The organism is Serratia sp. PL7, from assembly GCF_945957435.1.
In genome coordinates this window covers 1-625 of record NZ_CAMFLB010000115.1, presented here as the reverse complement: position 1 = coordinate 625, position 625 = coordinate 1, and the positions used below count along the sequence as shown (strand labels likewise).

Annotated in this window: 1 protein-coding gene; it reads right to left on the bottom strand. The window is 52.5% G+C overall.

Annotated elements, in window-relative coordinates; translation table 11 throughout:
• On the bottom strand, nt 1-625 hold a 625-nt coding region (locus N6G83_RS54495; RefSeq protein WP_260524445.1), incomplete at both ends, for an IS5 family transposase.

Sequence of the window (625 nt, the reverse complement as noted above, 5' to 3'; positions counted from 1 at the left end):
TGCAACCTGACCATCGTAGTCACGCAGTGTCAGTGAACCTCCGAACAGCTGTTTTACCCGGTACATCGCCGTTTCCGCTATCGAGCGACGGTTATAATCTGTTGTCCATTTCCACCGCGCATTACTCCCGGTCAGCCGCTGATTCGCAACAGCACGGTTACGGTCTGCATATTCACCGGGCCAGTAACCCGCGCCTTTTCGGGGCGGGATAAGCGCGCTGATTTTCTTACGCCGCAGTTCATCGTGACAGAGCCGGGTGTCGTAAGCGCCGTCTGCCGATGCTGCCCTGATTTTTCTGTGAGTCTGCCGAATAAGACCCGGGAAGGCTTCTGAGTCCGTCACATTGTTCAGCGACAGGTCTGCACAGATGATTTCATGTGTGTTGCTGTCAACTGCCAGATGCAACTTTCGCCATATACGACGGCGTTCTTTGCCGTGTTTTTTGACTTTCCATTCGCCTTCACCAAAGACCTTCAGCCCGGTGGAATCAATCACCAGATGCGCGATTTCACCCCGGGTGGACGTTTTGAAACTGACATTAACCGACTTTGCGCGCTTGCTGACACTGGTGTAATCCGGGCAGCGCAACGGAACATTCATCAGTGTAAAAATGGAATCAATAAAA